We start from the raw sequence: 22596 nt of genomic DNA on the forward strand, positions 1-22596 counted from the left end.
GACCGGGGGCATATTCGGCCGGAAAACGATGCGGTGAATTCCGGTAAACCTTTCCGTCCGGGCGCGCGGAATGCCGCCCGCAGGAGCGGTGCGGGACTGTCGCCGGAATTCGCATTACCGCTTCGCATTCCCGGCCGCCGCACCGAGTCCGATCGGGGCGCCTACCAGCCCGTATACTCGATACCCACGGAATCCATCAGCTTCTCTGGAGCAGCATTGTGACGAACGCGCGTCGGCACCCCCGGAGTACCACCGCCGATCAACTGCTCACGGAAGTCGCGGACGCCGTCCGGCTTCAGGAGGGCCCGCCCGGAGTGCGGTCCGTGCTGCGTGCGCTGCGCCGTCTGGCCCCCGCCTCCACCAAGGACCTCAGCCGGGCCACCGGTCTGCCGGTACCGATCGTGGCCGCCCTGGGGAACGAGCTGCGGCGCCGTGGTCTCGTCACCAGGGAGCGCCCGTCCCGGCTGACCGAGGCCGGCTCGGACCTCGTCGCGCAGCTCGGCATGGACCTCACCATGGACGCCACCTGCGGCACCTGCGACGGCCGTGAGCTGGTGATCCCCGAGGTGCTCGACCAGGCCGTACGGCGGCTGCGGGCGCTCATGGAGTCCGGTCCCGCCGCCGACATGGCGATCGACCAGTCGCACTGCACGGCCGAGACCAAGGTGCGCCGGGTGCTGGCGCTGCTGACGGCGGGCGCGCTGCCGGGCGGCTCGCTGCTGCTCATCGGCGACGACGACCTGGTGTCGCTGGCCGTGGCCGTCGTGGGCGACGTGCTGGGCGGGCCGATCGTCGAGCGGGTGACCGTGGTCGACATCTCCGGCGAGATCCTCGACTACATCCAGAAGGTGGCGGGGGGACTGGGCACCCGGGTCGAGACGGTGCGGCACGATCTGCGCCAGCCCCTGCCCGGGCATCTGCACGGACAGCACGACGTCGCGATGACCGACCCGCCGTACACCCCCGAAGGCGCCCGGCTCTTCCTGTCCCGCGCCGTGGAGGGACTGCGGCCCGGCCCCGCGCACAGCGTCTTCTTCTCCTTCGGCGGCAAGAGCCCGGACGAGATGCTGGAGGTCCAGCGGGAGATCATGGCCCTGGGCCTGGTCACCAACGGCTACATCCGCAACTTCAACGAGTACGAGGGCAGCGGCATCCTCGGCGGTGTCGGCTTCTTCCAGCAGCTCCTCACCACCACCTCCACCGCCTCCCGGCAGGGCGACTACGGCGGTCCCCTCTACACGGGCGACAAGCGGACCCGGCAGCGCGAGTACGAGTGCGTGGCCTGCGGCCACAAGGTCCGGGTCGGCCCCGGCGCCCGCTGGACCCAGGTCGCGGCCCTGCGCGCCGAGGGCTGCCCGAACTGCGGGAAGGGGCCGTTCCGGCCGGGACGGCTGGTATCGGAGGCGCCGGACGCGGCGCAGACCTCACAGGCGGCGCAGGCCTCGCAAACGGCGCAGGCCTCGCAGGCGGCGGAGCGGTCAGAGGTACGGCAGCAGCAATCTCCCGTACCCGCCGCGCCCGCCGCCCCCGTCGCCCCCGCCACGCCGTCCACCCGCACGATCGGCTGGCACCCCCCGGCCCCCGAGGACCGCGCCGCCCTCGAGAAGCGCGCACATCCCTATGTCACCCGGCAGGCCGACGAGCGCGATCTTCCGGCGATCGGGGCGTTCGAGGCGGAGATCGCCCGGGTCTCCTTCGGCGAGGACGCCATCGACGACCCGGTCCGCTGGGCGGCCCGCCTCGGCAAGGCGATGGAGAAGTCGAAGCAGGGCATGATCGTCGCCGGGCGGCCGGGCGAGGAGCCCGTCGGCTGGTGCTGGGTGAGCATCAACCAGAACGCGATGACCGGCGACCGCTACGCCAACTTCCGCTCCCTGGCCGTCTCACCGGTGGACAACCGCAGCGACGTCGCCGAACTCCTGCTCACCGCGGGCCTGGAGTTCTGTCTCGCGGGCGGCATCACCGAGGTCACCGGCCGGGTCCATGTCGGCAACGTCCCGATGCGCACGGTCTACCGCAAGTTCGGCTTCGACCCCACCAGCCTCTCGATGAAGCTGTTCCTGCCCCGGGGTGAGCGATGACCGCCGTCGACGCCGACCACGTCAAGTGTGTCGTCTGGGACCTCGACGGCACCCTCTGGGACGACATCGCCGTCGAGTCCCCCACCGACGAACTGCCCGTCCCCCGCCCCGAGATGCTGGCCGCGATCGACGCGCTCGCGGCCCGCGGCGTGCTCAGCAGCATCGCGAGCCGCAGCGCGCCCGCCGTGCTCGACCGGCTCACGGCTGGCCGGCCCGAGGTGCGCGAGCGGTTCCTCGCCCCGCAGGTGTCCTGGCAGGACAAGAGCGAGTCGCTGCGCAGGATCGCCGAGAGCCTCGGGATCGCCGTGGACGCCCTCGTCCTGGTCGACGACTCGCCCTACGAACGCGCCGAGGTCGAGGCCCTGCTGCCCGCCGTGGGCACCCTCGCCCCCGAGGACGTGCCCGCGCTGCTGGCCGCGTTCGAGGGCCGCGAGGTCACCCCCGAGTCACGCGCCCGGGTCGACCGCTACCGCACCGAGGAGGCCCGCCGGGCCGAGGGCGAGCGCTTCCACGGCAGCCGGGAGGAGTTCCTGAGCTGGTGCGCCATGCGGCTCACGCTCGGCGCGGCCACGCCCGAGGAGATCCCGCGCGCCCTGGAGCTCGCCGCCCGCACCCACCGGCTGAACTCCTCCGGGCTCACCCCGGAGCGGCTGCGCGAGCTGGCCGCCTCGGACGGGCACGAGCTGTACACGGCACGGATGACGGACCGTTTCGGCGCGTACGGCATCATCGGCGCCGCACTCGTCGACCGCACCGGCGCGAGCCCGAACGCGGGTGCGGGCACCGACACCGGCACCGACACAGGCACCAGCACCGGCACCTGGTCCGTCCCGCTGCTCGCTCTCTCCTGCCGGGTCGCCGGCCGGGGGGCGGCGGCGGCCTTCCTGTTCTGGCTGATGGGACGGGCGCGGCAGGCGGGTGCCGAGGAGTTCCGGGTGACCCTGCGCCCGACGGACGCCAACCTGGAGATGCGGATCCTGCTCCGCCAGGCGGGGCTGCGCCGGGTGGACGACACCGAGGGCGTGACGCCCGACTCGGCCGTCCTCGGGCGCGCGCTGCACGGCGAGCTGCCGAAGCCGCCCCCCTATCTGCATGTATCCGACCGAGAGGACGCCGAGGCGTGACCGACATCCAGGACCCGCCCGCGGTGGAGCGGGAACTGCGCTCGATGATCGCCGAGGCCGCCCGGCTGGACCCGGACGTGGTGCGCGAACTCCCCGCGGACACCGCGCTGTTCGGGCCGGAGATCGCCCTCACCTCGCTGGCCGGGGTGACCCTGCTGGGCGCGATCGACGCCCGGTTCGGCGTGGACGTCGCCGCGCTGGACCTGAGCCTGGACAGTCTGGAGTCGATCGCCACGCTCGCCGGCTTCGTCGCGACACACCTCCGGGCCGCATAGGCACCCGTCTGTACGTCTCTCCTGTTCAAAAAGGGTGATCCGGACCGACGCGCCGTGACCCTGCCGGGGTGGCCGCGTTGAACGGCGTGTGCGACAGCGTTCCCTGCTGCCGCACGAACCGAATCACCTAAAGGAGAACGTGATGTCTCGCATCGCGAAGGTGGCGGCCGTTGCCCTCGGCACCGGCGCCGCAGTGGTCAGCGGGGCCGGCCTGGCCATGGCGGACGCGGGTGCGCAGGGTGCGGCCGTTGGCTCGCCGGGCTTCCTGTCGGGCAACGTCGTCCAGGTTCCGGTCCACATCCCGGTCAACGTCTGCGGCAACACCCTCAACGGGCTCGCCCTGCTGAACCCGGCCTTCGGCAACACCTGCGCCAACGTCAGCGGCCACGACAAGGGCAAGGAGCACGGCGGCGACTACGGTCACGACCGCCACGGCAGCAGCTCCAGCAACGGTGGCGGCAAGCGCGGCGGCGCCGGCTACGGCGACTGACGCACGCGTCCCCACGCATCGGCAGAGCCCCGGCACCTCGAGCGCCGGGGCTCTCGCCTGTCCCACGTCAGGCCCACGGGACTACAGGCCTACAGGCCTACGCGTACCGGTAGATCCCCGACACGTCCTCCAGCTGATCCGGTGTCACGTTCCACGGCGGCAGCTTCTCCTTGCGGGAGACGACCCGGCGGTGCTGCCGGCTCGCCGGGCCGGGTGGTTCCGCGGGCAGGTAGCGGTGGACGCGGTGACGGGCCTGCCAGCGGGTCCACACCAGGTCGACGAAGGCGTGGTGGAGCCAGAACACGGGGTCGTTGACGGAGGCGCCGCCCAGCATCTCGCCGCCGACCCACCGGTGCACCCGGTTGTGGTTGCGCCAGGCGACGCTGCCCCGGCCGGTGCCCCAGCCCTCCAGCTTGTTGCGGAAGCCCTCGGTGACCGTCGAGTCCCAGGGCGCGGTGTCGTAGACCGGGTCCTTCAGGGCCCACTCCAGTTCGGCCGCGGTGGGCAGTTCGATGGGTCCGGCGGAGCGGCCGAGGTCCCGGGTGAGGAACTCGCCGTCGGTGATGTTCTCCTTCAGGGTCCAGTTGCCGGTGGCGTAGGCGAACGGCCCGGTGGTGACCTGGCGGTCGGAGGCACGTCCGTTGCCGCCGAGGAGGTCCGCGGTCCAGGGCGCGGCGGTCGCGGTGCGGTCGCGCGTCCAGTCCCAGTACGGCACGGTCACCGAGGGGTCGACCCGGCGCAGCGCCCTCTCCAGCTCCAGCAGGAAACGCCGGTGCCAGGCCAGGAAGGAGGGCGCCATGTGGGCCGTACGCAGGCCGCCCTCGCCGTCGGAGACGTAGTAGTCGATGTGCGTCCGTACGAACTCGTCGTACTCGCCGCGCCGTTTGATCTCCAGCATCGCCTTCACGAACCGTCGGCGTTCGTCGGCGGTCAGGGTGCTGACGTCCTTACGCGTATAGACCATGGCGTCCCCCCATGTCGTGCGGGTGACCGCCGTACGCCGGGCCGTCGCTCTCGCGCAGCATCTCGCCCGGGCCGAGTTCGTCCACGGCGGCGCGGGCGGCCTCCAGCGGGGTGCGGTACGAGCGGTAGTGGTCGACCATGCTGAGCCAGGTGCCGTCGGCCCGGCGCATCAGGTGCAGCGGGCGGCCGTCGACGGTGACCTCCCACTGGGCGCCGTCGGCGGCCGAGCGGCCGGCCGGGGTGAGGACGCCCTGGATACGGCGGCCGCGGTAGACCTCGTCGAATCCGGTGCCGGCCGCGTCGTCCGTGCCGCCGGTGCCGCCCGTGTCGTCCACCGGGCCGGGCCAGGCGGCGGCGACGACCGGGACGAGCGCCAGGCCGGCGGCGACGCCGAGCAGCCCGCGCAGTGTCTCCCGCCGGGTACCGGCTCTGGCCGGACCGGGCTGCCTGGTGGATCCGGGTACTCCGTCGACGTCGGCGACCATGGGGTGCTCCTTCTCGTGTGCGGTTGTCCGTAGCGGTAACCGCCCGGCGGCCCTCCTGGTCACCTCGCAGCGCCCGAAGCACACGGACGGGCCCGGACGGGAGGCCGTCCGGGCCCGTGAGCGTGCGGTCGTCGTCCGCGCCGGGGTCAGAGACCCTGCCCCAGTCCGAGATGCGCGACCGGGACGGCCTGCGCCACGGGGGCGAGGACGCCCGCCTGGGGCAGCTTCGGCTCCGGCAGGCCGAAGTTGTCCGGGTTCGGCGGGGTGAGCGGGGCGTCCAGGGCCAGGCCGGGGCCGAGGGTGCGCAGCTCGGTGGCGGGGGCGTCGAGGCCGAGGTGCTGGAAGCCGTTCCCGAGGACCTCCGGCAGGGGTGCCCGGACGTCGGCGCCGGGCAGACCGGCGCTGACGGGGAGCTGGGGGACGGCCCGCTCCGGGATCAGCCGGCCCTCGGTATGGCGCGGGCCCTCGGGCGAGCCCGGCGTCGGCAGCGGGACCTCGCCGCCGATCTCGGGCAGTTCCATGCCGAGGGAGTTCTCCAGGCCGTTCAGCGGGACGGGGACGGGGACCGTGCCGATCGCCGCGGCGGGGGTCGCGGCGGCGGCTCCGGCCGCGGCGGCGACACACGTCAGCGCGGCGGCGAGGGTTCCTCGGATGGTCGGCTTCATCTCGGGTACGGGCCCTTTCGTCAAGTTCTGGGGGCTGTGCGTCTGTAGCGGGTAACGAGCCCGAAATCGCCACCCGTGCACAATTCCCCCGACTGCCGCATTGGCGCTACGAGCACATCGTCAGCTCGTCCAGAAATCCCACCAGCGGGTCAGGATCAGCATGCCGACGACGCCGAGATGCAGCAGCGGCAGGACCCAGGTGAACTCCGCGAAGAAGACGCGCACGGCCTGCGGTGCCGGCAGGAACTCCCGGCGGACGTCGAGGGAGACGACGTACCAGAACAGCACGATGGTGGCGATCCAGGCCAGGCAGCACCACAGGCACAGCGCGTTGATCCGGTACAGGGACTGGAACTGGAGCCAGGTCACGAACCCGACGCCGAAGAGGCAGCCGGCGGTGAAGGTGAGCCAGTACCAGCGGGGGAAGGCGGCGCCGGCCAGCAGGCTCATACCGACGCACACGACGACGCCGTAGGCCACCAGGCCCAGCATCGGGTTGGGGAACCCGAACGCCGAGGCCTGGTCGCTCTTCATGACGCTGCCGCAGGACACCACCGGGTTCAGGCTGCACCCGGGGACGAAGTCCGGGTTCTCCAGCAGCTTGAACTTGTCGAGGGTGATGACCCAGGAGGCCAGCAGCCCGGCCGCGCCGCACAGCACGAGCAGCACGGCGTGGCCGCGGCCGGCGCCCGCCGCCCGCCCGGGTCCCGCCGCCCGCCCGGACCCCGGTGCCGCGGGCTCCGGCCCGGCCGCCCCCGGCACCGGTGTCAGCCGCGCAGGCTGCGGGCGGGCAGCACGATGTGGGCCGCCGCGGTGAGAGTCTCGTCGGCGCCCGCGAACGCGGCCAGCGCCTCGGGTTCGACGGGCCGGCCGGGGACGGCCTCGGGCCACGGGCGGGTGGTGAAGACGAGGTAGGCGTAGCCACGGGCCTCGACGGCGTCGAGCCACTCGGGCGGCGGCACGCACTGGGCGTTGAGCATCGGCATGTTCAGGACGGCCGAGCCGGCCGTGACGAGCAGCGTGACCGGCAGGCTGGGCCGCTCGGCGCCGTCGACGAGGTCACCGCCGACGGGCAGGCCGTTGTCGTCGAGCAGCCGCTCGATGGCGACGGCGGTGGTCTCGGCACCGCCGTCCGGCGCGTCACCGAGGGAGTAGGCGAGCAGGTACGGCATGTCGCTGCCGTCGGGGGCCTCGCCGCTCCACGGCATCACGACGAGGGTGCCCAGGTCGGCCACGCTGAAGGGGCGGGTTGTGCTTGGGGTTGAGGTCACCGCGCGACCTTATAAGCGCCGCGGCGGGCGGCCGGGGGTGTTCTCACCCGACCGGGGGACGCCGCGGGGGTGCTCCACACGAACGAGGGACGCCGGTCCCGCCCGTACGGGACCGGCCCCGCGCAAGGGGGTGGGTCAGCCGTTCAGGGGGAGCCCGCCGAGCAGCTTGGTGTGCTGGTTGAGGGTGCCGGCCGCGCCGTTGACCGCGTTCAGCAGGGAGCCCTTGTTCTCGGTGTCGAGCGCGTTCGACTGCTGCTGGAGCGGCATCACGTCCCGGGCGGTGAGATCGCCCTTGGTGAGGGTGTTCACGGCGCCGTTGAGGCTGGTGGGTGTGAGGTCGGCGGTGCTGTGGGCGAACGCGGGTGCGGCGGCGCCGGCCAGGACGACGGACCCTGCGACGACGACGGCGGCCTTGAGGGACTTCATCGGGTTCCTTCCGAAGGGACAGGTACGCAAACCGAAGGGACAGGTATGCAAAGGGGCGACGCCGAACGGCCGCTCTCCCGGGGGGAGGGCGGCCGTTCGACGAGGACGTGAGGTGACGTCAGTCGTTGACGCAGGTGTTCCCGAAGGCCGGGTTCAGCAGGCCGACGATGTCGACGGTGTTGCCGCAGACGTTGACCGGGATGTGGATCGGGGCCTGGACGACGTTGCCCGAGAGCACGCCCGGGGAGTGCTCGGCGACACCGCTCGCGCCGCTGTCGGCGGCGGCGATGCCGGAGGCGCCGGCGACGGCCGCAGCGGCAACGGAGGTCAGGACCAGGCCCTTCGCGATACGCGACATGGAGAAGTGCTCCTTGGGGTTTTGACACCAATCACCCGGGCGGGGATGCCCGGCGCTGTGTCAACGCGCTGCGCCGCCCGGGGTTGTGCCGCCAAAGGAGTGAACTGATTCGCCCATGTGCTCGATCGCCACCCGGTCGCACCGCTCCCACCTCGGCCTCCGGCGCGCCGGTCTGCCCATCCGACGATGTGTTGAACACGGTGATCAGCGGGCCGGGGCGGCTCCGGCGGCGCACAGCCCGGCGCACACCGACGTCATGGGCCGTTGCGGTGACGTGTTCGATCTCGGCGCGGGTTGCGGCCCGGTGGTGACCAGCGGACGTTCAGGCTCGTTTTCCACCGGGACGCGGCGTGGACCGGGGGCGCTCTTCGCGGCCACCGGGACACGGACGAAGGAGTCGGCGCGTTCCGGCCCGTCCCGAGCGCCACCGTGAGCGAGGAAACCGCGCGATGCACCAGCCAGAACCCGACGTCGGAACCCGGGTCCTGCATCTCACCCAGCCTGTGGACGGCGGCGTCGCCCGCGTCGTCACCGACCTGACGCGGGCCCAGCTCGCCGCCGGGCTGCACGTCACCGTGGCCTGCCCCGACAGCCCCTTCGCCGACGGCCTGCGCGCACTGGGCGCCCAGGTGCGGCGCTGGGAGGCGACCCGGTCCCCCGGGCCCTCGCTGCCGGGTGAGGTACGACGGCTCGTACGCCTGCTCGACCAGGTACGCCCCGCACTGGTGCACGCCCACAGTGCGAAGGCGGGACTGGCCGGCCGGCTCGCCGTGCGGGGGCGGATCCCGACGGTGTTCCAGCCGCACGCCTGGTCCTTCGAGGCGGTCGGCGGGGCCACCGCCGCGCTCGCCCTGAGGTGGGAGCGGTTCGGCGCGCGCTGGGCCGGCCGGCTGGTGTGCGTGAGCGAGGCCGAGCGCGCGACCGGGCTCGGCGCGGGGATCACCGGCCGGTGGAGCGTCGTCCCCAACGGTGTCGACACCGAGCGGTTCCACCCCGGCGCCGCCGACGCCGTACGCGCCGCCCTCCTGCCGGAGGTGGACCCGGCCGCGCCGCTCGCGGTGTGCGTCGGGCGGCTGTGCCGGCAGAAGGGGCAGGACCTGCTGCTCGAGGCCTGGGCGGACGTCGTACGGCGGCTGCCCGCGGCGCGGCTGGTGCTCGTCGGGGACGGACCGGACGCGGAGCGGCTGCGGGCCGGGGCGCCGCAGTCGGTGCTGTTCGCGGGGGCCATCGACGACACCGTCCCCTGGTACCGGGCCGCCGACCTGGTGGTGCTGCCCTCCCGCTGGGAGGGCATGGCGCTGGCCCCGCTGGAGGCGCTGGCCTGCGGGCGGCCGGTGGTGGTGACCGAGGTGGACGGCGCCCGGGAGAGCCTGCCGGCCGCGCTCGTCCCCGACTGCCTGGTGCCCGCCGGCGATCCGGCGGCGCTGTCCCGGGCCGTCGCCGCGCTGCTGTCCGACGCGCCGCTGCGGGCCTCGCTCGGCGAGCAGGGGCTCCGTCACGTCCTGTCCACGCACGATGTGCGGCGCACGGCGGCCGCGGTCGCGGACGTGTACCGCGACCTGCTCCGTCCGAGGCCCGTGCCCCGGGTCGTGCCCACCGAGTCCAGGGAGTCCATCCACCCGTGACTGCGGAAAGTACTGCGCAATCGACCGCCACTCCGCCCGGCGTCCAGGGCGGCTATCCGCCCCTGTCGGTCATCCCCCGCCCGGAGAGCACCGGCGCGGGCCTCCGGTTCCCGGCCCGGCGGCCCCCGGTGCGGGCCGCCGCGCCCCCGCTGCTGCTGCTCGCCGACGGCCTCGCCGCGCTGGCGGGCGGGGCGGTGCTGCTCGGGGCGGGCCATCACCGGGCCCTGATGGCGGTGCTGGCGGCACTGGCCTTAGCGGTGCGGCCCCGGCGCCGGCCACCGGTGCGCGGTGTGCTGGACGAGCTGCCCAGCGTCTGCGGCCGGATCACGGTGGCCTGGCTGGCGCTCGGGGCGCTCGTCGCGGCCTGGCACCCGGCGCACGCGCTCACCGCGCGCACCCTGGCCACCGGCTTCGCCGTACAGTCCCTGACGGCCTGTGCCGGCCGGGCGCTCGTCCATCTGCGCCGCCGCCGGGCGATGGTCCGGCATCCGCGCGCCGCGCTCGTCATCGGGCCCGCCGCGACCGCCCAGCGGGTGGCCGCCGCGCTGCTGCGCCATCCGCGCTGCGGGGTGCGGCCGGTGGGGGTGGTCGCGGAGCGGCCGGACGGCCCCGACGGGCTGCCGGTGCTGACCACCGGTCAGGAGGTGCAGCGGGCCCTCATCCAGAACGGCGTCCGGGACGTCCTGTGCGTCCACCCCGCCGTGCGCTCCAAGCAGGGCCCGCTGCTGCGGGCGCTGACCGCTTCCGGTTGCACGGTGTGGGAGGTCGACGCCGACTCGCCCTCGTACACCGGCCGGGAGCAGCTCGCCGGGTTCGCCTGCCGCCGGCTGGACCTGGGGTCCGGGCGGCGCGGCAGCCTCGGCAAGCGACTCCTCGACGTCCTGGTGTCGGGGACCCTGCTGCTGCTGATCAGCCCGCTGCTGCTGGTGTGCGCGGCGGTGCTGCGGTGCGCCGACGGGCCGGGGGTGGTCTTCCGTCAGGAGCGCGTCGGCAAGGACGGGCTGCCGTTCACGCTGCTGAAGTTCCGCACCCTGCGGCCGGTCGACGAGCACGAGTCCGCGACCCGGTGGAGCGTGGCCGGGGAGGTGCGGATGAACCCGTTCTGCCGGTTCCTGCGCAAGACGTCGCTGGACGAGCTGCTCCAGTTGTGGAACGTGCTGCGGGGCGATATGAGCCTGGTCGGACCCCGTCCCGAACGGCCCTTCTTCGTCGGTCAGTTCAGCCAGACCTATCCCGGATACGCGGCCCGGCACCGGATGCGGGTCGGCATCACCGGGCTCGCCCAGGTGTACGGGCTGCGCGGCGACACCTCGATCGAGGACCGGGCGCGCTTCGACAACGCGTACATCGACAACTGGTCGCTGTGGCAGGACGTGTGCATCCTGGTGCGCACGGCGGCCGCCCTCGTGCGACCGACCGGGAGCTGAGCCCGCCCATGACTCAGCCCATGACGCAGGTGCTGCCCCTCCCGGGTGCCGCCCGGTCCGTGTCGCCAGTGCTGCCGGTCGTCGCCGTGATCGCTCTGCTGGCCCTGCCCGTCCCGCCCGGCGGGGAGGGCGGCGCCGGGCCGGCGGACGCGGTCTCCGCGCTCGCCGTGCTGTGCTGCCTGGTCCGGCTGGTACGGCAGCGGCGGCGCCCCCTGTCCCGTACGGCCGCCGTGGTGCTGGGGCTGCCGGTGGCGGGGCTCGCGCTCGCCGCGGCGGGCGCGTCCTCGCCGGGCGAGGGGCTGACCGGCCTCGGCCGCTATCTCCAGGTGTTCGTGCTGGTCCCGGCGGCGGTGCTGCTGCTCGTCCGGGACCGGCGTGATCTGCGGGTGCTGGCCTGGGCGTTCGTGGCGCTGGCGGGCTGGCAGGGCGCGGTGGGCGTCCATCAGTTCGTCACCGGGACCGGTGCCTCGTACCAGGGCGAGACGATCCGGGCGGTCGGCACGTTCGGGCCGCAGGACGTGATGGGCATGGCGACGGTGGTGTCCTTCGGGCTGGTCTGCGCGGTGGGGCTGGCCCTGGGCCGGACCTCGGCACGGCAGCGGACGGTCGCCGCGCTCGCCGCGCTCGCGCTCTGCGTCCCGCTCGCGCTGTCCTTCAGCCGGGGTGCCTGGATCGCGACCGCGGTGACCTGCTCGGTGCAGCTGGTGCTGGCCGGGCCGGTGCGGGCGCTGAAGGTGGGGGCGGTCGGGGTCGCGGCCGGGGTGGTGCTGGTCGGCGGCTTCGGGGTGGGCTCGGCGATGCTCCAGGAGCGGGTCGGCAGCATCACGCAGGTCACGGACGCGCCGGACCAGTCGGTCACCGACCGGTACACGATGTGGGCGGCGGCGGTCGGCATGTGGCGCGAGCATCCGCTGACCGGGGTGGGGCTGAAGGGCTTCCCCGAGCACCGCGACGCGCACGCCTCGCTCGCGCTGTCCTCCGGAAGTGACACCGACGGCGCGGGTTCCGGTTTCGTACGGCAGCCGCTGCTCTCCCCGCACAACATGTACCTGCTGATCCTCAGCGAACAGGGCCTGATCGGGCTGCTGGCCCTCGCCGGAGGCTGGCTGGCGCTCCTCCTCCTCGCCCTGCGCGGCCTGCTCCGGGTCCGCCGCGCCGGCCCCGGCCTGGACTGCGCCCTCACCGCCTGCGGCCTGCTGGTGTGGCAGCTCGTCGACTTCGTGTACGCCGACATCGGCGGCCCCTCGACCGTCCTGACCGCCGTGGTCCTCGGCCTGGTGGCGTGGTGGGCACTGGTGGGAGAAGGGGGCGCGGCAGGGGCGCGGGCTTCGGCAGCCGGGGAGTCTTCGGCGGGTACGCGGGCCCCACGATCCGACGAGCCTGCGGGAAACACGCAAGCCGCACGAGCCGGGCAGGCCACGGCTGGTACACCGGCCCCACGAGCCGGGCAGGCCACGGCTGGTACACCGGCCCCACGAGCCGACGAGGCCACGGCAAGCACGCAGCCCCCACAAGCCGAGGAAGCCACGGCAAACACGCAGGCCCCACGAGCCGAGGAAGCCGCAGCAAGCACACAAGCCCCACGAGCCGACGAGGCCGCGGCAAGTGCGCCGGTCGGGACGGGCGCGGGGCGTACGGGAGTGTCAGGCGTCGGTGGGACCGCGCTCAGTGCACGCGCCCCAGAAACCGACGGGGCCGGCGCGCACGCGCCAACCCCGGGAGCCGGGACGGGCACGGCGCATACGCGAGCGCCAGGGGCCGGGGAGGGGGCGCCCGGTGTCTGTGTCCCGCAAGTCGACGGGGGTGGCGCGTGGGAGCCGGGGGCGTCTGGTGTGCGTGCCTCGGACGTCGGTGAAGCCGTGGTGCGTGCGCGGGGCGGGGAGGGTGGGGCGTGAAGGTGTTGTCCTTGCGGGTGTCCCGGCGGACGCCTCGTCCCGTTGGCGGGGCGGTCATGCCCTCGGCGCGGGGCGCCGGGGAGGCCGGGGCGGGTCCGGGGGACGGTGGGGCCGCCGGGCTTCCGCCGGCCTCCGGGGGGTTTCTCGCCAAGGCGGCGCTCGTCACCGCCGTGCTCTCGGTCGCCGGGTCGCTGCTCGGGCTGGTCCGGGACCAGGCGCTGGCGCGGCTGTTCGGGGCGGGCAGTGACACGGACGCCTTTCTCGTGGCGTGGACCGTGCCGGAGTTCGCGGCCACGCTGCTCATCGAGGACGGGCTGGCGTTCGCGCTGATCCCCGCGTTCAGCATGGCGCTGGCCCGGCGGGCCCAGGGCGCCCCCGGCGACCCGGTCCGCGCCCTGGTCGCGGGCACGCTCCCGCGGCTGTCGCTGGCGTTCGTCGCGATCGGCGCCCTGCTCGCCGGCATCGCCCCCCAGCTGGTCGGGATCCTCGCCCCGGGGCTGCCCGACCCGGCGCTCGCCGTGGACTGCACCCGGCTCACCGCGACCTGTGTGGTCAGCTTCGGCCTCGCCGGGTACTGCAGCGCCGCCCTGCGCGCGCACCGGCGGTTCGTGGCACCCGCGGCGATCTACGTGGCGTACAACGTCGGCATCGTCACCGGGATGTTCGCGCTCGGCGGGCGGTGGGGGGTGCGCTCGGCGGCGGCCGGCGTCGCGGTCGGCGGGGTACTCATGGTCCTCGTGCAACTGCCGTCGCTGGCAGGGCAGTTGAGGAAGGGGGCCGCTGCCAGGGAGGGCGCCGGGGAGGAGCCCCGGCCGCTGGACACCGCGCTGCTGACCACCGTGCTGCTCTTCGCCCTGTGCCGGCAGTCCCAGGTGCTCATCGAGCGGTTCCTCGCCTCGAACCTGCCCGCCGGGGCGATCTCGCACCTCAACTACGCGCAGAAGGTCGCGCAGATGCCGATGATCCTGTCGGTGATGGTCTGCACGGTGACCTTCCCCGTGGTCGCGCGGGCCCTGGCCGAGGGCGACACCGAGCGGGCCCGGACCCGGGTGGAGCGGGACCTGTCGCTGGCCGCGTGCATCGTGCTGCTCGGCACCGCCGCCGTGGTGGCCTGCGCCCCGCAGATCATCGAGATCCTCTTCCAGCGGGGCGCGTTCACCGCGCGGGACACCGCGGCCACGGCCGGGGTGATGCGGGTGTACGCGCTGGGGCTGCTCGGCCAGACCCTCACCGGCGTCCTCGTCCGCTCCTACTTCTCCGGCGGCCGCGGCCGCTGGTACCCGGTGGGCGCGATGGCCACCGGGATCCTGGTGACGTCCGGCGTCGGCGCGCTGAGCGTCAGCCCCTGGGGGGTGTACGGGATCGCCGTCGCCAACGCGGCCGGCATCACCGTCACCGCGCTGGTCCTGCTGGCCGGCACGGGCCCCCGCAGCGTCCCGCTGCACACCCGGGCCGTGCTGCTCGAACTCGGCCGCCCGGTGCTCGCCGCGCTGTTCGCGACCGTGGCGGGCCTCCTCGTCGCCGCCCGCTGCACGGGCACCCTCACGGGGCTCGTCGCCGGCGCGCTCACCGTGACCGCCGTCTTCGTCCTGCTGGGCCGGGCCCTGGGCGTCCAGGGCGTCGCCCGCGCACTCCGTTCCGTACGTTCCGCGACCCGGAGGCTCTCCCATGGCCGCTCCTGACCCCACCAGACGCAGCTCCGTCCCCTGGGTGGCGATGTACCACTCGGTGACCGAGGACCGCGCCGACGACCCGTACCGCGTCACCATCACACCCGAGCGGCTGGACCGGCAGCTCGCCTGGCTGGCCCGGCGGGGCCTGCGGGGCGTCTCCATGGCCGAGCTGCTCGCCGCGCCCGCCCCCGGCGGACTCGTCGGCCTCACCTTCGACGACGGGTACGCCGACTTCCTCACCCACGCCCTGCCCGTCCTGCGCCACCACGGCTGCACGGCCACCCTGTTCGTGCTGCCCGGCCGGCTCGGCGGCGACAACGCCTGGGACCCGCTCGGCCCGCGCAAACCGCTGCTCACCGCCGACGGCATCCGGCGGGCCGCCGCCGAGGGCGTCGAGATCGGCTCGCACGGCCTCACCCACCTCGACCTCACCCGCGCCGACGACCCCACCCTGAAGGCGGAGACCGCCGGCAGCCGCGACGCCCTCGCCGACCTGCTGGGCACGGCCCCCGCCGGCTTCTGCTACCCCTACGGCACGATCGACCGACGGGCGGTGGACGCGGTACGGGACGCCGGATACACCTACGCCTGCGCGATCGACCCCGGCCCGCTCACCGGCCCGTACGCCTTCCCCCGCGTCCACGTCGGCCAGAACGACACCTCCGCGCGCCTCTTCCTCAAGTACCGGCTGCACCCGCTGCGCCGCCGCCGGGTCGAGGCGCAGCGGTGAGGGTCCTGCACATCATCACCGGCCTCGGCGTGGGCGGCGCCGAGCAGCAACTGCGGCTGCTGCTGCCGCATCTGCCGGCCGACTGCGAGGTCGTGACGCTGACGAACCCGGGCGCGGTGGCCGAGGGGCTGCGGGCCGACGGGGTCCGGGTCGTCGACCTCGGGATGCGCGGCAACCGCGACCTGGCCGCGCTGCCCCGCCTGGCGCGGATCATCCGCGACGGCCGCTACGACCTCGTCCACACCCATCTCTACCGGGCCTGCGTCTACGGCCGCCCGGCCGCCCGGCTCGCCGGGGTGCGGGCGGTCGTCGCCACCGAACACTCCCTGGGCGGCACCCAGCTGGAGGGGCGGCGGCTGACCGCCGGGGTCCGGGCGCTGTATCTCGCCAGTGAGCGGCTCGGCCGCGCCACGGTCGCGGTCTCCCCCGCGGTCGCCGGACGGCTGCGCGGCTGGGGCGTGGCGAACACCCGGATCGCGGTGGTGCCCAACGGCATCGACCTGGCCCGCTTCCGCTTCGACGCGGCCGCCCGCGAGCGGGCCCGCCGGCAGCTCGGCCTGCCGCCGGACGCGTATGTCGTCGGCGGCATCGGCCGGCTGGCCACGGGCAAACGCTTCGACATCGCCGTCCGCGCCCTCGCCGGGCTGCCCGCCGACTCCCGGCTGCTGCTGGTCGGCGGCGGCCCCGAGGAGGAGGCGCTGCGCCGCCTCGCACGTCAGTCGGGGGTCGGGGACCGGGTCCTGCTCACCGGCGAACGCCCCTACGCCCCCGACGGCACCCCCGGCCCCGATCTGCCGTCCCTCGTCTGCGCGATGGACGTGCTCGTCTCCCCGTCCCCCGAGGAGACCTTCGGCCTCGCCGTGGTCGAGGCGCTGGCCTGCGGACTCCCCGTGCGCTACGCCTCCTGCCCCGCCCTCGACGGCCTCACCGCCCCCGGCGCCCACCGGGTCACCGGCGGCGCCGAGGCGTTCGTCCGCGCGCTCACCGAGGCCCGCGCCGCACCCCCCGGCCCGCGCACCGCGCCCGAGGCGGCCCACCGCTACGACATCGCCCGCAGCGCCGGCCGGCTCATGGACGTGTACACGGCCGCCGTCACCGGACGGCCCCTGCCGTCCCCCGCCTCCGCCGCCGCTTCCCCGACACCCCAGGGAGTCAGTTCCGCATGACCTCGCATCCCCGCCGCCGGCCCTCCGCACTCCGCCGTGCCAGGACGCTCCCGCCGTGGTCCCTGCTGGCCGCCGGAGCCGTCGCCGGCGGTCTGGCCGGCGGCGCGTACGGCGCCCTCACCCCGCCCGAGTACACGGCCACCGCCTATGTCGTCGCCGTGCCCACCGAGAAGTCCGACCCGGCGTCCGCGCTGGGCTTCGCACAGGCCTACGGGCGGGTCGCGACCCAGCTCGCGGTGCTCGGGGACGCCGAGGCGGCGGCGGGGGTGCCGGCCCGCACGCTGCAGCGCCATGTGACGACGGCGACCTCGCCGGACGCCCCGATGGTCTCCATCACGGCCACCGCCCCGCGCCCCGGGCTGGCCGCCGCCATGGCCAACGCGGTGTCCCGCTCACTGACCGAGCACGCGCTGAGCACCCGGAAGACCACCAACGTCGAACTCCAGCAGTTCGCCCGCGCGGTCGAGCCCACCGACCCGTCCTCGCCGTCCCCGGCGCTGACCTCCCTCGTGGGGGCGAGCGCGGGCGGGCTGCTCGGCGGGCTGGTGCTGCTGGTACGGCCGCGCCGGGAGCGGGAGACGCCGGGCGCCCCGACCGCCGTACCGGCCCCGGCCGCGCGGGACGACGTATTCCACGGAGCGCTGTGAAAACGCCGTACGCCACCGAACTCCTCACCGAGGAGCGGGACTTCGCCGGGCTCGCGCCCGCCTGGGACCGGCTCTACCGGCGGTGCGCGACGGCCACCCCGTTCCAGAGCCACGCCTGGCTGCACTCCTGGTGGCTGTCGTACGGCACCCCCGGCCGGCTGCGGCTGCTCGTGGTCCGCGACGGCGCCGAACCGGTCGCCGTCGCGCCGCTGATGGCCGTCCGCCGCCCGGTGCCCTCGCTGGTCCCGCTCGGCGGGGCGATCTCCGACTACGCGGACGTCCTCGTCGACGACGGCCACGGCGAGCGGGCCGTCGCCGCGCTCACCGCGGGCCTCGCGGCGGCCGCCCGCACGGCCGTCATCGACTTCCGCGAGGTCCGGCCGGGCGGTGCGGTCGAGCAGGTGTACGAGCGCTGGCGCGGGCCGCGCCGCCGGGTGGGCGACTCGATGTGCCTGGAGCTGCCGGCCCTGCCCATGGACGAGCTGGTCGCCCGGCTGCCCTCGGCGAAGGCCCAGCGGGTGCGGGCCAAGCTGCGCAAGCTGACCGCGCTGGGGGTGGAGCGGCACGCCGTACGGCCCGACGAGGTGGACGCGGCGCTGCACCGGCTCCTCGACCTGCACCGGCTGCAGTGGCAGGACCGCAAGGTGACCGGCGAGCATCTGCGGCCGCGCTTCTGTGAGCACCTGGTGCGCTCGGTCGGCCCGATGGTGCGCTCGGGCAACGCGGTGGTCACCGAGTTCCGGCTGGACGACGACGTGGTGGCCGTCGATCTGACCCTGCTGTCGCACCGGCTGGCGGGCGGATACCTCTACGGCGCCCACCCCCGGCTGCGGGAGCGCAAGGCGGACGTGGCGGTGATGCTGCTCGACGCGTGCGCCGAGCACACCCGGGACGGGGGGCGGGCCGCGCTGAGCCTGCTGCGCGGCGACGAGCCGTACAAGCATCACTGGCGGCCCGAACCGGTCGTCAACCAGCGGCTGCTGCTGGCCCGGCGGCGGACCGCCCCGCTGCTGTCGGCGGTCGTCTGCGACGTGGCCGCCCGGCGGCGGGGCAAGGAACTGCTGCTGCGCTGGGAGCGGCGGAAGGAGCGCGCCGGTGACGGGGGGACCTGACGGGGTCCCGCCCGCCCCGGTGGGTTCAGCGGGCGGGCGACCACCAGCCGAGCCGCAGACAGAGCCGGCCGCCGAGCCGGCTCTCCAGCCAGTTCCCGAGCACGATCGGCGTGCAGTCGTCCGGGCGCCGGGGGGACGTGGGCGTCGTCGGGGCGACCGGGATCACGGGGGTCTCAGGGGCCTCAGGGGCCTCAGTGCTCTCGGAGGACAGGAGGGAGCGGTAGACCGCGGACGCGCGCGGGTTCCTGCGGCACTGCCACACCCCGTGCGGGCAGTAGTCGGTCAGCGTGTGGTAGAGCGCTCCGTGCCGGTCCATCCAGTCGAGCATGCGGCGCATGTACTCCGCGTTGTCGCCGTTGCGGAACAGTCCCCACTCGGGATACGAGACGGGCTTGCCGTGCGCCCGGGCGAAGTCGACGTGCTCCTGGAGGCCGAGCGGCTCGGACACCTGCTCGTCGAAGGAGAGTCCGCTCGGCTGGTCGTAGGCGTCCATGCCGATGATGTCGACCGTGTCGTCCCCGGGATAGCACTCCGTCCACGGCACGGCGTCCCGGCCCCGGGTGGGCGCGAAGTCGAACCGGAACCGCTGGTCCGCCGTCGCGCGCATGGCGGTGACGATCCGGTTCCAGTACGCCTTCCAGGCCTCGGGGTCCGGGCCGCAGCGGTGGGTGTACGTGGTGCCGTTCATCTCCCAGCCGAGCACGATCACCGTGTCCGGCACCCCGAGCCCGACCAGCCGCTCGGCGAGGGCGCGGAAGTGCTGGTCGAACTCCCCGGCCGCGCCCCGCTGGAGCAGATCGCGGACCTCGGGGTCGGAGACGCCCTCCTCGTTGCGTTCCAGCATGGGCACGTTGAGGACGAGCATCCGGTCGTCCTTCTCCCGCCGCCAGTGCGCCCACACGTCGAGGAAGCCGGGCGGGCCCTCGATGTTCCGCCACTGATCACCCGGCAGATAGGTGTGCCCGACCCGCAGCTCGGCCCCGCCCAGCCAGGCGCTGAGCCGGGCGATCCGGGCCACCCCGCGCGCCCCGAAGTCGAGGTAGGCGCCGAAGGCGGGGGTGGGGGCGGTCGTGGGCGTGGGGGCGGTCGTGGGCGTGGGGGTGGGGGTGGGCGTGGGGGTGACCGGCGGGAGCGGGGTCGGGGAGACGGGGGGCGTGGGCTCGGTGGCCGTCGGGTCGGGGATCGCCGGGTCGGGGGGCGCGGTGTCCGCGGTCGGGTCGGTCAAGGCGGTGGGGGCGGTGGGGGCGGTGGGGGGTGCCGGCGGGGTGCCGGGGTCCTGCGGGGGTGCCGCCTGCCCGGTCTGCGCCGGCGTCGTGCTCGGCACCGGGGCGGGGTCGGCGACGGCGGGTCCGGGGCCGGAGGCCAGGACCACCGACACGGCGGCCGCCGCCGTGGCGACGGCGAAGGCCGGCCGCCGGGACCGGGCGCGTCGCTGCTGTGAGGCCATGCCGGCTCCCTCCTCACTGCGGGGGTGAAGTTGCCCTACTGATACGTAGTCATATGAAAGTCACACAAAAAGATGTGCCGCCACCGCCGTTACGGCTTTCGAGTGCCCTGCTCGCCCGAACCGGTGATCCGGCCCCACCACAGGAGCGCAATGCCCGTGTCGCAGCTCGACACCCGCGTCCCCGCCGTACTGCTGCGGATCGACCGGAACCCCTTCCACCACGGAACCCTCGGCGCCGTACGCTCGCTCGGCCGGGCCGGGATCGAGGTGCACGTGGTCGCCGACGCGACGGGAAGCCCCGTGGGCAGATCCCGTTTCGTACGCCAGTTGCACCCCCCGCCGCCGCCCGGCGCCGCGCCCGCCGACATCGCCGCCGCCCTGCTGCGCGTCGCCGCCCGCATCGAACGGCCCGCCGTACTGATCCCCATGGACGACGCGGGCGCGGTCGCCGTGGCCCGGCTGCGCGAGGAGCCGACGTCCGGCTGGCTGCTGCCGCAGCAGCCCGGTGCGCTGCCCGAACAGGTCGCGGACAAGGCCGAGTTGGCCGCGCTGTGCGCCGCGGCCGAGGTACCGCACCCCGAGACGGCCGTCCCCGACAGCGCCGGGCAGGCCGTCCGGGCCGCCGGGCGCCTCGGGCTGCCGCTGGTGGCGAAGTGGAGCCGGCCCTGGCTGCTGCCGGCCGGCAGCGGACTGCGCAGCACGGTCGTCGTGCGCTCCGCCCAGGACGCGCGCGAGCTGTATCTGCGCTCCGAGGAGGCCGGCAGCCGGCTGCTGCTCCAGGCCTTCCTGCCGCCGGGCCCGGACCGGGACTGGTTCTTCCACGGGTACGCCGACCGCCGCGGCGCGCTGCACGGCGGCGGGACGGGGCGCAAGCTGTGTGCCTGGCCGCGCGGGGCCGGGCTGACGGCGGTCGGCGAGTGGACCGAGAATCCGCAGGTCGGCGCGCTCGCCGAACGGCTCGTCGACACGCTCGGCTACCGGGGCGTCCTCGACCTGGACTTCCGCCGGTGCGGCCGTACCGGCGCCTATCACCTGCTCGACTTCAACCCCCGTCCCGGCGCGCAGTTCCGGCTCTTCGCCGACGCCGCCGGACTGGACGTCGTACGCGCCCAGCACCTGGATCTGACCCACCGTCCGCTGCCGGCCGGGGAGCCGTTGCCGGGGCGGACCTTCGTGGTCGAGAACTACGCGCCGCTCGCCGCGCTGCGTCCGGCCCCGCAGGGCCGTGAACTGGCCTGGTACGCCGGGGACGATCCCGCCCCCGGACGGGCGATGCGGCGGCTGTGGTGCGCCCATGTCACCCGGCGCCTGCGGGACCGCCTCCCCCGCTCAGGAATGCCGGGACCCCGTCCCGCCGCCCTGCTGGGCCGGGTGCCCGCGCCCGCGCCACGCCCCTCGGCGGAACAGACGGACGACGAGAAGGCGGGCAGCCGCTGACGGGCGTACGGGATCCGTACGGCGCGGGTGCCGGGCGCGAGCGCGTCCGGCACCCGGCGCGGTCACCGGCGGGAGGCGGTCCGGCCTCGCCGGTACAGGAGGGCACCGCCCGCGATCAGCGCGGCGCTGACACCCGTGGCCGCCAGCATCGCCTCACTGCCGGTGTGGGACAGCTCCGGCGGCTTGTGGGGCGGGTAGGTGTGCTCCGGCGGGGTGGTGTGCGGGGGGTGGGTGTGCGGCGGGTAGCTGTGGGTCGGCGGGGGCGTGTACGGCGGCTTGGTGTGCGGGGGCTTGGTGTGCGGGGGCTTGGTGTGCGGGGGTTTCGTGTGCGGGGGCTTGGTGTGCGGCGGGTGCGAGCCGTGGCTGGAGTCCTCGTCCCCGTGCCCGTAGTCGGAGCCTCCGTTGCCGTGGTCGCCGTAGCCGGAGTCATGACTGGGCTTGCCGTGACCGGGCTTGCCATGCTCCCCGTGGCCGGGCTTGTCGTGGCCCGGCTTCTCGTGACCGGGCTTGTCGTGGCCGGGCTTCCCATGCCCCGGCTTCTCGTGACTGGGCTTGCCATGCCCCGGCTTCTCGTGACCGGGCTTGCCATGCTCCCCGTGGCCGGGCTTCTCGTGACCGGGCTTGTCGTGGCCCGGCTTCTCATGCCCCGGCTTGCCGTGGCCCGGCTTCTCATAGCCACCGTGGCTGGGGCTCTCGTGACCGCCGTAACCGGGCTTGTCATGGCCAGGCTTCTCGTGCCCGGGCTTCTCGTGACTGGGCTTGCCGTGGCCCGGCTTCTCGTAGCCACCGTGGCTGGGGCTCTCGTGATCGCCGTAACCGGGCTTGTCATGGCCGGGCTTCTCGTGACCGGGCTTCTCATGCCCCGGCTTCTCGTAGCCAGGCTTCTCATGACCCGGCTTCTCGTGGCCCGGCTTCTCGTGGCCGCTGTGGTCCGGCTTCTCGGAGCTGCCGTGGTCGGAGTCCTCGTCGCCGTAGCCTCGGTGGGCGGAGTCCTGGTCGCCGGACGACGACGTCTCGTGGGTGTGGCTCGTGGGTTCGGCCGCCTCGGGCGCGTCGGGGCTGCTCGACACCACGCCCGGCGCGCTCGTGGCCGTACCGTCCTCGTGCGTGTCCGCGACGGCGGCACCTCCGCACAGGTACAGGATGCTCGTCGCGGCGGCGGCCGCGACCATCCCCTTTCTCAGGGTCTGTCGCACTCTCGTTGTCTTCCTGCTCGAAGAAGTGGGAAAGCCGGCCCCGGAACGCGTGGAAGCTGTCCCGGGACCGGCCTCGGCCCAGCCGGAGGGCTGGGGTGGCGTG

At 74.6% G+C, this 22596-nt stretch carries 21 protein-coding genes and 1 pseudogene; 13 read left to right on the top strand and 9 right to left on the bottom strand.

Annotation, left to right across the window (positions count from 1 at the left end; all coding sequences use genetic code 11):
• Positions 1-218 precede the first annotated feature (218 nt).
• The 4 genes from ACYQ8Q_RS16980 to ACYQ8Q_RS16995 all read left to right on the top strand — a co-directional run bounded on the left by ACYQ8Q_RS16980 (position 219) and on the right by ACYQ8Q_RS16995 (position 3970).
• Positions 219-2081: a GNAT family N-acetyltransferase gene (locus ACYQ8Q_RS16980; RefSeq protein WP_460065797.1), complete on the top strand. Its 1863-nt coding sequence runs from the start codon at positions 219-221 to the stop codon at positions 2079-2081.
• The gene (locus ACYQ8Q_RS16985) at positions 2078-3205 is read left to right on the top strand and encodes an HAD-IIIC family phosphatase (RefSeq protein ID WP_460065799.1); all 1128 of its coding nucleotides are present in this window, start codon (positions 2078-2080) and stop codon (positions 3203-3205) included. The genes ACYQ8Q_RS16980 and ACYQ8Q_RS16985 overlap by 4 nt, the downstream gene beginning before the upstream one ends.
• Positions 3202-3480 (top strand): acyl carrier protein, encoded by a 279-nt coding sequence (locus ACYQ8Q_RS16990; RefSeq protein ID WP_460065801.1) that lies wholly within the window; start codon positions 3202-3204, stop codon positions 3478-3480. Before ACYQ8Q_RS16985 ends, ACYQ8Q_RS16990 begins: the two co-directional genes overlap by 4 nt.
• A 142-nt stretch (positions 3481-3622) precedes the next feature.
• On the top strand, positions 3623-3970 hold the full coding sequence (locus ACYQ8Q_RS16995; RefSeq protein ID WP_460065804.1) for a chaplin: 348 nt from the start codon (positions 3623-3625) through the stop codon (positions 3968-3970).
• A gap of 97 nt (positions 3971-4067) precedes the next feature.
• Here the strand turns inward: ACYQ8Q_RS16995 and ACYQ8Q_RS17000 are convergent, their stop codons facing one another.
• The 7 genes from ACYQ8Q_RS17000 to ACYQ8Q_RS17030 form a co-directional block, all read right to left on the bottom strand.
• On the bottom strand, positions 4068-4934 hold the full coding sequence (locus tag ACYQ8Q_RS17000) for a tyrosinase family protein (RefSeq protein WP_460065806.1): 867 nt from the start codon (positions 4932-4934) through the stop codon (positions 4068-4070).
• A complete protein-coding gene (locus ACYQ8Q_RS17005; RefSeq protein WP_460065807.1) occupies positions 4918-5418 on the bottom strand; it encodes a tyrosinase cofactor in 501 nt (166 codons plus the stop codon). The genes ACYQ8Q_RS17000 and ACYQ8Q_RS17005 overlap by 17 nt, the downstream gene beginning before the upstream one ends.
• Before the next feature lie 146 nt (positions 5419-5564).
• Entirely contained in the window at positions 5565-6083 is a 519-nt protein-coding gene (locus ACYQ8Q_RS17010) for a hypothetical protein (RefSeq protein WP_460065808.1), read from the bottom strand.
• Positions 6084-6203: 120 nt separating this feature from the next.
• The gene (locus tag ACYQ8Q_RS17015; protein ID WP_460065810.1) at positions 6204-6845 is read right to left on the bottom strand and encodes a vitamin K epoxide reductase family protein; all 642 of its coding nucleotides are present in this window, start codon (positions 6843-6845) and stop codon (positions 6204-6206) included.
• A 5-nt stretch (positions 6846-6850) separates the two neighbouring features.
• Positions 6851-7354, bottom strand: a complete 504-nt coding sequence (locus ACYQ8Q_RS17020; RefSeq protein WP_460065812.1) for a DUF5949 family protein — start codon at positions 7352-7354, stop codon at positions 6851-6853.
• 135 nt (positions 7355-7489) lie between these two features.
• The gene (locus ACYQ8Q_RS17025; RefSeq protein WP_460065813.1) at positions 7490-7780 is read right to left on the bottom strand and encodes a hypothetical protein; all 291 of its coding nucleotides are present in this window, start codon (positions 7778-7780) and stop codon (positions 7490-7492) included.
• Between the two features lie 118 nt (positions 7781-7898).
• Positions 7899-8138, bottom strand: coding sequence for a chaplin (locus tag ACYQ8Q_RS17030; RefSeq protein WP_460065815.1), 240 nt, complete (start codon positions 8136-8138; stop codon positions 7899-7901).
• Between the two features lie 449 nt (positions 8139-8587).
• On the opposite strand from ACYQ8Q_RS17030, the gene ACYQ8Q_RS17035 reads away from it, so the two are divergent.
• From ACYQ8Q_RS17035 to ACYQ8Q_RS17070, 8 genes and pseudogenes are all read left to right on the top strand, one after another.
• The gene (locus ACYQ8Q_RS17035; protein ID WP_460065816.1) at positions 8588-9763 is read left to right on the top strand and encodes a glycosyltransferase; all 1176 of its coding nucleotides are present in this window, start codon (positions 8588-8590) and stop codon (positions 9761-9763) included.
• Complete coding sequence (locus ACYQ8Q_RS17040; RefSeq protein WP_460065817.1) at positions 9760-11190, top strand: exopolysaccharide biosynthesis polyprenyl glycosylphosphotransferase; 1431 nt, start codon at positions 9760-9762, stop codon at positions 11188-11190. The genes ACYQ8Q_RS17035 and ACYQ8Q_RS17040 overlap by 4 nt, the downstream gene beginning before the upstream one ends.
• 20 nt (positions 11191-11210) lie before the next feature.
• Positions 11211-12530, top strand: a pseudogene (locus ACYQ8Q_RS17045) (O-antigen ligase family protein); the annotation flags it as partial.
• Between the two features lie 611 nt (positions 12531-13141).
• On the top strand, positions 13142-14767 hold the full coding sequence (murJ, locus tag ACYQ8Q_RS17050) for a murein biosynthesis integral membrane protein MurJ (protein WP_460065818.1): 1626 nt from the start codon (positions 13142-13144) through the stop codon (positions 14765-14767).
• Positions 14754-15488, top strand: a complete 735-nt coding sequence (locus ACYQ8Q_RS17055; protein WP_460065820.1) for a polysaccharide deacetylase family protein — start codon at positions 14754-14756, stop codon at positions 15486-15488. The genes murJ and ACYQ8Q_RS17055 overlap by 14 nt, the downstream gene beginning before the upstream one ends.
• Positions 15485-16654, top strand: coding sequence for a glycosyltransferase (locus tag ACYQ8Q_RS17060; RefSeq protein WP_460065823.1), 1170 nt, complete (start codon positions 15485-15487; stop codon positions 16652-16654). Before ACYQ8Q_RS17055 ends, ACYQ8Q_RS17060 begins: the two co-directional genes overlap by 4 nt.
• Positions 16651-17301, top strand: coding sequence for a YveK family protein (locus tag ACYQ8Q_RS17065; protein ID WP_460065824.1), 651 nt, complete (start codon positions 16651-16653; stop codon positions 17299-17301). Before ACYQ8Q_RS17060 ends, ACYQ8Q_RS17065 begins: the two co-directional genes overlap by 4 nt.
• Positions 17298-18413 (top strand): GNAT family N-acetyltransferase, encoded by a 1116-nt coding sequence (locus ACYQ8Q_RS17070; protein WP_460065826.1) that lies wholly within the window; start codon positions 17298-17300, stop codon positions 18411-18413. Before ACYQ8Q_RS17065 ends, ACYQ8Q_RS17070 begins: the two co-directional genes overlap by 4 nt.
• 25 nt (positions 18414-18438) lie before the next feature.
• On the opposite strand, the gene ACYQ8Q_RS17075 is transcribed toward ACYQ8Q_RS17070, so the two are convergent.
• A complete protein-coding gene (locus tag ACYQ8Q_RS17075) occupies positions 18439-19860 on the bottom strand; it encodes a glycoside hydrolase family 26 protein (protein WP_460065828.1) in 1422 nt (473 codons plus the stop codon).
• Between the two features lie 150 nt (positions 19861-20010).
• On the opposite strand from ACYQ8Q_RS17075, the gene ACYQ8Q_RS17080 reads away from it, so the two are divergent.
• Complete coding sequence (locus tag ACYQ8Q_RS17080) at positions 20011-21297, top strand: carboxylate--amine ligase (protein WP_460065830.1); 1287 nt, start codon at positions 20011-20013, stop codon at positions 21295-21297.
• Between the two features lie 62 nt (positions 21298-21359).
• Here ACYQ8Q_RS17080 and ACYQ8Q_RS17085 read toward each other — a convergent pair whose 3' ends face one another.
• Positions 21360-22493 carry a hypothetical protein gene (locus ACYQ8Q_RS17085; RefSeq protein ID WP_460065832.1) on the bottom strand — a complete coding sequence of 378 codons (1134 nt, stop codon included), beginning with the start codon at positions 22491-22493 and terminating at the stop codon, positions 21360-21362.
• Positions 22494-22596 lie beyond the last annotated feature (103 nt).

It is taken from the genome of Streptomyces sp. YKOK-I1 (assembly GCF_054660435.1).